7 protein-coding genes are annotated in these 7,536 nt (G+C 53.0%); all 7 read right to left on the bottom strand.

The features are described from left to right. Positions 1-127: 127 nt before the first annotated feature. Complete coding sequence (locus ACOYIE_RS07705; protein WP_433412025.1) at positions 128-451, bottom strand: SCP2 sterol-binding domain-containing protein; 324 nt, start codon at positions 449-451, stop codon at positions 128-130. 105 nt (positions 452-556) lie between these two features. Beyond that, entirely contained in the window at positions 557-832 is a 276-nt protein-coding gene (locus tag ACOYIE_RS07700) for a hypothetical protein (RefSeq protein ID WP_433412027.1), read from the bottom strand. 116 nt (positions 833-948) lie between these two features. Further along, complete coding sequence (gene yihA / locus ACOYIE_RS07695) at positions 949-1,566, bottom strand: ribosome biogenesis GTP-binding protein YihA/YsxC (protein ID WP_433412023.1); 618 nt, start codon at positions 1,564-1,566, stop codon at positions 949-951. Then, positions 1,563-3,983, bottom strand: a complete 2,421-nt coding sequence (lon, locus tag ACOYIE_RS07690) for an endopeptidase La (protein WP_433412021.1) — start codon at positions 3,981-3,983, stop codon at positions 1,563-1,565. The genes yihA and lon overlap by 4 nt, the downstream gene beginning before the upstream one ends. 137 nt (positions 3,984-4,120) lie before the next feature. Continuing rightward, complete coding sequence (gene clpX / locus ACOYIE_RS07685; RefSeq protein ID WP_433412019.1) at positions 4,121-5,419, bottom strand: ATP-dependent protease ATP-binding subunit ClpX; 1,299 nt, start codon at positions 5,417-5,419, stop codon at positions 4,121-4,123. Between the two features lie 32 nt (positions 5,420-5,451). Then, positions 5,452-6,033 (bottom strand): ATP-dependent Clp endopeptidase proteolytic subunit ClpP, encoded by a 582-nt coding sequence (gene clpP / locus ACOYIE_RS07680; protein WP_433412017.1) that lies wholly within the window; start codon positions 6,031-6,033, stop codon positions 5,452-5,454. A gap of 38 nt (positions 6,034-6,071) precedes the next feature. After that, positions 6,072-7,394, bottom strand: coding sequence for a trigger factor (gene tig, locus ACOYIE_RS07675; RefSeq protein WP_433412015.1), 1,323 nt, complete (start codon positions 7,392-7,394; stop codon positions 6,072-6,074). Positions 7,395-7,536: the final 142 nt, after the last annotated feature.

The following is a 7,536-nucleotide window of genomic DNA, read 5'->3' as shown; positions in this document are numbered from 1 at the left end:
GCGAGACAGCTTTATTAGTATACCCCCTCCCCCTTCCTTTGTCAAGAACTTTTTTCTGCTTTTTTCGTGCCACTCTGAAAAAATCCGCCCGTTGATCAAACGGGCGGATTCGTATAATTATACAACTTTAGCGCTTGAGCAGCTCAGCCAAGGCCATAACCTTGTCAAAGTTGCCTTCAATTTTAATTTTCCCTTCTGCCACTGCAACCTGTGGGATTAATTTGCCGCTAAACACCTTCTCAATATTGGTCATCGACCCAGAAACAACGGCGTCATGATCGATATACTCATACGGCATCACAGACAATACGCCGTTGAGAATTTCAATATAAAAGACGCCTGTCACTTTACCGGTAAGGTTAAACTGCACGGCAATTCTGCCCTGCGCACCGGCAAAATCTGCTTTGCTGAGCTTATTATAGATTTTTCCAATCAACTGTTCTACGGTCATCGGAATCGCCCCCTGCTCATTTTGTTACTATTATTATACGGCTTTCTGTAAAAAAAGCAAGTCCATTTTGGCATTCCATGAGAACTTTTTCTTAATTTATTCCATTTATGTTTTACGGACAAACTGTGCGTGGCAATGCGGACAGGTAATATTAATTTTCCCTCTGCCGCGCGGCACACGCAGCCGCTGTTTGCACTGGGGGCACTTATAAAAACGGTGCGTCTTCCGGTCTGCAAAGCGCACACGCGCATCCTGCATGCGGCGCTTCACCGGTCCCCACCACTGCATGAATTTTTGATTTTCCGAATAGCGGGCCTGAATATTGCGCGAAAACATGCGAAAATAGCACAAAATCAGCAAGGCCAGGATGAACATGCTCATCCATCTCCACCTTGTCAGCCATTCTACTGCAAGCAAAAACAGTCCAAGCACCAAAAGCGCATTATTCAGCGGATCATTGCCATAACGGCCGGCCATGAATCGGCGAAAAAAGCTCATTATTTAAGCGCATCCTTTCCTATATGCTCTGCAATCATTTCCAATACAACCTCTTTGCCGTCTCCTTTTTCCGCCGAGAACGGAATCACCGGCACCTCTTCCGGCAGCAGCAGGGTCTGCCGGATTTCAGCAAGGCAACCCTCTATCTGGGACTTCTTAATCTTATCCAGTTTATTGGCGATAACAATCCATGGACGCCGTGCGGCATGAAACCATTCCGCCATCGTCACATCATCCTTCGTCGGCTTGTGACGAATATCAACAATCTGTATACCAAGCGTCAGCAGGCCGAGCGCAAAGTATTCCTCCATCAGTACGCCCCACCGCTGCCGCTCTGCCTGCGAGACGCGCGCATATCCATAGCCGGGCAGATCAACCAGATATGCCTGCTTATCAATCAAAAAATAGTTGATATGAACCGTCTTGCCCGGCTGTGCGCTGACGCGCGCAAAATTCCTGCGCCCAAGAAGTTTGTTAATCACCGAACTTTTTCCAACGTTTGATTTGCCGGCAAATACAATTTGCGGCAACCCATCCTGCGGAAAGTCCGCCACGCGGACCGCCGAACGAATAAATTCCGCATTGTGCAGATTGAGCATAGTGTGTTCCTTCCTCATGATTGCATAACCGGCGCCGCCGGCGTTTTTGCATGCCCCCGTGCAGGGCTGCCTGCCGTTTTTCTGCGTCTCTTCGGCTGCTGCGAAAAATCAATCGCCGCCGCTATCACGTCATCCATATGTGCAGCCGTCACAAAATGCAGATTTTCCCGCACCACCGGCTCGATATCCTGCAAATCCGCTTCATTATCCTTCGGGATAACCACGGTTTTTATATCCGCACGGTAAGCGGCCATCGTCTTTTCCCGCAGTCCGCCGATCGGCAGCACACGGCCGCGCAGCGTCACCTCGCCCGTCATCGCAACCTCATGGCGCACCGGCGCCCCGGTCAACGCCGAAACCAGCGCCGTTGTAATCGTCACGCCCGCCGAAGGCCCATCCTTCGGAATCGCCGCCTCTGGGAAATGGATATGCAAATCGTTTTCCTTATAAAACATCGGGTCAATTGAGAGCTCCTGCGCACGCGAGCGAACAAAAGTGACCGCCGCCTTGGCGCTCTCCTGCATCACTGTGCCCAGATTACCTGTGACCTCAATTTTTCCCGTACCCGGCACCACAGCAGCTTCCACTTCCAGCATCTCGCCGCCTACGCTCGTCCACGCCAGGCCATTGACAATGCCCACTTCATCCCGCTTGGCCACAACGTCTTTCTTATACGGCGCAGTGCCCAGCAGATTTTCCAGATTCTTTTCCGAAACAGTCAGCCGCTTACCGCCGTCCGCAGCATGTTTCGCAGCTTTGCGGCACAGCTTTGCCAGCACCTGCTCCAACCGGCGCACACCCGCCTCACGCGTGTAGCCTGCAATCACCGCCCGCAGCATCTTTTCTGACAGCACGAGCTGCGTTTTTTTCAGCCCATGTTTTTCCATCTGCTTGGGCAGCAGATGACGCTGCGCGATATGCAGCTTTTCTTCCTCCGTATACGAAGGCAGCTCGATCACTTCCATGCGGTCCAGCAGCGGACGCGGCACATTGGAAAGATCGTTGGCCGTCATCAAAAACAGCACGTCAGACAAATCAAAGGGCAGCTCTATGTAATGGTCGCGGAACGCAACATTTTGTTCCGTATCCAGCACTTCCAGCATGGCAGAGGCAGGGTCCCCGCGAAAATCATTGCCCATTTTATCAATTTCATCCAGCAGCAGCAGCGGATTATTCGTACCCGCGCGGCGCACTGCGTCAATGATCCGCCCAGGCATTGCACCGATATACGTCTTACGGTGTCCGCGAATATCCGCTTCATCCCGCACGCCGCCCAGGCTCATCCGCGCATAGCTACGCCCCATCGCCTCCGCAACCGACTTTGCAATGGATGTTTTACCCACGCCCGGCGGTCCAACCAGGCACAATACCTGTCCCTTGAGTTCCGGCGCAAGCGACTTAACAGCCAGGAACTCCATAATCCGTTCCTTGACCTTTTTCATCCCGTAATGATCGCGGTCCAGAATGGCCTGCGCTTCCGCCAAATCCAGCCGCTCCTCGCTCTTTTGGTTCCACGGCAGATCGAGCACGGTATCCAGATAGGTGCGGACAACGCCCTGTTCTGCATTGGAACCGCCCAGCTTGGCAAAACGGTCGGTCTCCCGCAGCAGCTTTTCCTCACATTCCTGCGGTAAATGCAATGCAAGCACGCGTTTCCGATATGCCTCTGCCTCCGAAGCTGTATCCTGCTCACCCAGCTCGGTTTGAATCACTTTAATCTGTTCACGCAGATAGTACTCCCGCTGGTTTTTATCAATTTGGCTCTTCAGTTCATCCTGTATCTCGTTTTCAATTTTGAGAATCTCCGTTTCCTCGCCCAGCATGCGTATCACCATGCTCAGACGGCGTGTCACGCTCATCTCCTCCAGAATTTCCTGCTTGACGCCCACATCCACCGGCAGATTCTGCGCAATATAGTCGGCCAGCCAGCCGGCTTCGCCGCCTGCCGCAACGGTCAGCTCCACATCAGCAGACAGACGCGGCGTCTGCGCCGCATATTCCCGAAAGCGTTCCTGCGCCGTCCGCACCAACGCCTGCTCCCGGCGTTCCGTTACGCCGTAAACATAGTCCTCCAGCTCTTCCACTTCCGCATACAGGCAGTCGCCTTCTTCAGCCGGCGGCTCGAATTGATGCACCAGTGCGCGGGACCGCCCCTCAACCAGTACACGGATGTTATCCCCCGGCAAACGCAGCACCTGCTTGACCATGCACACCGTGCCAATCTGAAAAAGATCGTCCGGCGCAGGCGCGTCAGTCTTGAGTTCTTTCTGCGCCGTCAGAAAAATCATTTGTCCGTTTTTCATCGCCGCTTCCAGCGCGCGAATGGACATCAGTCTGCCGACATCAAAATGAATCATCATATAAGGGAACGCCACCAGTCCCCGCAGCGGCAGCACCGGCAGGCGGCTGAATGTCGTTCCAACTCTGTCTATCATAACTTCTCTCCTCACAGGCAAAAATTGTTGCATAGGGTCAGTATAGTATATTTTTCCCCTTTTGTAAAGCGCCGTACTCCGCTAAAAATAATGAAAAAGTGGGCAGGACTGCCGTCCCCCCACTTTTTTCGTTTTTCTTATGCGCTTTTATCCGGCGATGGAAGTTTTTTCCCTTCCATTGGCAGGGCAGCCTGACCGCGGTGTTCAATTACCGGCGCACTTTCACCGGCCACCGCCCCGCGCGTAATCACCACTCTGCTGATGGTGTCATCCGACGGAACGCGGAACATCACGTCAGTCATCACATTTTCCAGTACGCCGCGCAGTCCGCGGGCACCTGTTTTCCGCGCCAACGCTACCTTTGCAACCTCGGTCAGCGCATCCGGCTCAAACTTCAGTTCAACGCCGTCCATTTCCAGCAGCGTCTGATACTGCTTGACCAGCGCATTTTTGGGTTCCTGCAAAATACGCACCAGCGCATCTTCATCCAGCGTATCCAGCGATACAATCGCCGGCAGACGCCCAATCAGCTCAGGAATCAAACCGTATTTCATCAAATCGTGCGGCTCAATCTGCGCCAGCAGGCGGTCGGTCTGTTCCTCTTCTCTGCTTCTCAGTTCCGCGCCAAAGCCAAGCCCCTGCTTGCCCGTGCGCTTCTGAATAATGCCCTCAATCCCGTCAAATGCGCCGCCGCAGATAAACAGAATATTGGACGTGTCAATCTGGATAAATTCCTGATGCGGATGCTTGCGCCCGCCCTGCGGCGGAACGTTCGCCGTTGTGCCTTCCAGCATCTTGAGCAGCGCCTGCTGCACGCCTTCTCCCGATACATCGCGCGTAATCGAGGGATTCTCGCTCTTGCGGGCAATCTTATCGATCTCATCCACATAAATGATGCCGCGCTCAGCCAAATCCACATCAAAATCCGCCGCCTGAATCAGACGCAGCAGGATATTCTCCACATCTTCGCCCACATAGCCAGCCTCCGTCAGCGTCGTTGCATCTGCAATTGCAAACGGGACCTGAAGCGTTTTTGCCAGTGTCTGGGCAAGCAGCGTCTTGCCTGAACCCGAAGGACCAAGCATCAAAATATTGCTTTTTTGCAGCTCAATTTCCGTGTCCGGATGGTAGATGCGCTTGTAGTGATTATATACCGCTACACTGAGCGCAACCTTGGCGCGGTCCTGCCCGATGACATAATCGTCCAGCACAGCCTTGAGTTCCTGCGGCGTCGGCAGATGCTCCGGCTCGGCCAGCGAATCAATCCCCGCTTCCTCTGACGGAAAATCCAGTTCGTCGTCCAGGATACTGGTACATACTCCGATACACTCATCGCAGATATAAACGCCGGGGCCGGCAATCAGCTTGCGTACACGCCCCTGCGGCTTTCCGCAAAACGAGCATTTCAGGGTTTTATCATCATCAAAATTTGGCATACTGCACCTCTATCCAAGAAATTGCCCTTCTGTCAATGCTTTTCAAAGACCTTGTCAATCAGGCCATACTCCACCGCTTCCTGCGCGCTCATAAAGTTATCGCGCTCACAGTCAGCGGTGACAACCTCAATCGGCTTGCCTGTGTTTTCAGACAGGATTCGGTTCATGCGCTTTTTAATCGTCTCCAGGCGCTTCAGATGAATCGCCATATCGGTAATCTGACCCTGCGTGCCGGCAGACGGCTGATGAATCATAATTTCTGCATTGGGCAGCGAATACCGCTTGCCCTTTGCGCCCGAGGACAGCAAAAACGCGCCCATCGAAGCCGCCATGCCGACGCAAATGGTCGATACGTCGCACTTGATATAGTTCATCGTATCATAAATCGCCATGCCGGCGGTGACAGAACCGCCGGGGCTGTTAATATAAAGCGAGATATCCTTATCCGGGTCCTGCGCCTCCAGGTACAGGAGCTGTGCTACGACAAGCGACGCAGATGCATCGTTTACCTCATCGCAAAGCATCACGATACGATCATTGAGCAGGCGGGAAAAAATATCGTACGAACGCTCGCCGCGTCCGGTCTGCTCCACAACCATTGGGACTAAACTCACAGATAAAACTCCTTTCGCTCTAAAGAAAACAGCAGGACTTACGCTTCCTCAGCGGCAGCTTCCGTCTTCTTCTTATCAGCCTTCTTGGCCTTTGCGTTCTTCTTAATCAGCTCAAGCGCATTTGCAATCTTCAGATCGTCAGCCAGCGCCTCAGCAGCAACAACGGACTTGACCTTTTCTACGTCCATGCCGTACTGCTCTGCCATCTTAGCATATTCATCCTCAATTTCCTTGTCAGAAATTGCGATGTTTTCCAATTCTGCTACCTTCTGCAGCACCAGACGGGTCTTTACCTGGCGTTCTGCCTGTTCACGGAACATGCCGCGGAACTGCTGCACATCCATGCCAGTCATCTGGAGATACTGCTCCAGCTTCATGCCCTGCATCTGCACGCGGTAGCTGAAGTCCTGCACGATGGTATCAATCTGGTTTTCAAACATGGCCTCCGGAATATCCGCCTTCATGCCTGCGATGACATTGTCCAGCACCTTTTCTTCAAACGCATGATCGGCAGCCTCCTGGCGCTCCTTCTTCAGACGATCGCTGATTTCCTTTTTCAGGTCATCCAGCGTCTCGCAGGTATCGGAAACGTCCTTGGCAAATTCGTCGTCAATCTCCGGCAGGATGGTCTCTTCCACCTTGTGGACCTTGCACTTGAACACAGCGGTCTTGCCAGCCAGTTCCTCGGCATGATACTGCTCAGGGAAGGTAACAACAACATCCTTCTCATCGCCCGCCTTGCAGCCGATCAGCTGATCCTCAAAGCCCGGAATAAACGCGCCCGAACCCAGTGTCAGCGCATGATGCTCCGCCTTGCCGCCCTCAAACGGAACGCCGTCTACCGAGCCGTCAAAATCAATATCAACCGTGTCGTTCTTCTTCGCCTTACGGTCAACAGTCTCCGTGCGGGCATTGCGCTGCGCCAGACGGTTCAGCTCCGCCTTTACGTCAGCAGCAAGCACCTTGACGGTTTCCTTCTCAGCCTCAACGCCCTTGTACTCGCCCAGCTCAACTTCAGGCTCAACCGGCACCTTGGCGATAATGGTCAGGCCGCCCTCTTCAGCCGCGTCGCCCAGATCAACGTCCGCACGGCCAACCGGCTTGATGCCGGACTTCTCCACCGCCATGTCCATGGCTTCCGGATATACGATATTAAAGGCTTCCTCAAAGAATACGCCTTCGCCATACAGCTTTTCAATCATCTTGCGGGGCGCCTTACCCTTACGGAAACCGGGCACGGTAATATTCTTGCCGGCCTTCTTAAAAGCCTTATCCTTGGCGGCTTCAAACTCAGCCTTGGATACCTCAATGGTCAGCGCAACAACGCTGTGTTCCTGTTTTTCAGTGTTTCTCAGTTCCATGTTGACAAACTCCTTATTTAATACTTCTAATGTATCCAGTCTATTCTACCAGATAATTTCAGGGATTTCCACTATTTTTTCTATTTTTTCAGAAAAACAGGGGTAAAATCCACATGGTCGCCCGAGGCAAGCCGCCAGCAAA

It is taken from the genome of Agathobaculum sp. (assembly GCF_050946325.1).
GTDB lineage: Bacteria > Bacillota > Clostridia > Oscillospirales > Butyricicoccaceae > Agathobaculum.
The sequence above is the reverse complement of the archived record's forward strand: the minus strand, read 5'-3'. Positions and strand labels throughout refer to the sequence as shown.

Bases quoted from the DNA above. Each gene is read 5' to 3' on its own strand.
- ACOYIE_RS07705 (WP_433412025.1), bottom strand. From the start codon at position 451: ATGACCGTAGAACAGTTGATTGGAAAAATCTATAATAAGCTCAGCAAA.
- lon (WP_433412021.1), bottom strand. From the start codon at position 3,983: ATGATAGACAGAGTTGGAACGACATTCAGCCGCCTGCCGGTGCTGCCG.
- clpX (WP_433412019.1), bottom strand. From the start codon at position 5,419: ATGCCAAATTTTGATGATGATAAAACCCTGAAATGCTCGTTTTGCGGA.
- yihA (WP_433412023.1), bottom strand. From the start codon at position 1,566: ATGAGGAAGGAACACACTATGCTCAATCTGCACAATGCGGAATTTATT.
- ACOYIE_RS07700 (WP_433412027.1), bottom strand. From the start codon at position 832: ATGAGCATGTTCATCCTGGCCTTGCTGATTTTGTGCTATTTTCGCATG.
- tig (WP_433412015.1), bottom strand. From the start codon at position 7,394: ATGGAACTGAGAAACACTGAAAAACAGGAACACAGCGTTGTTGCGCTG.